The 257-nt window shown below is 52.1% G+C and carries 1 pseudogene; it reads right to left on the reverse strand.

The annotated features are described in order from the left end of the window. A pseudogene (locus AAIR21_RS28155) lies at window positions 1-190 on the reverse strand (IS66 family transposase); the annotation flags it as partial. Window positions 191-257 lie beyond the last annotated feature (67 nt).

Below are 257 nucleotides of genomic sequence, written 5' to 3' on the forward strand. Positions count from 1 at the left end.
CGATTTTCTCGCGGTTTTTCTCACTGCTTCGCCCGAACAACATTCTCTGCAGTTTGGCGACCAGCCCCCGAAGCGCATCGATCTCCCGGCCATATCCGGTTATCTCACCAGACAGGCGTTGTATAAGCGCCCGCTGTGCAACCAGCAGGGCCTTAAGCTGTTCGATATCGTCGGGGAGTAAGTTATCCATTTACTCATGTTGTGAACGGGTTATATCCGAAGTCCAGGACGTTCTGTTCTTTGCGGATGTTTCCAGT

The organism is Enterobacter sp. PTB, from assembly GCF_051130085.1.
In the GTDB taxonomy this organism is placed as follows: Bacteria; Pseudomonadota; Gammaproteobacteria; order Enterobacterales; family Enterobacteriaceae; genus Enterobacter; species Enterobacter ludwigii.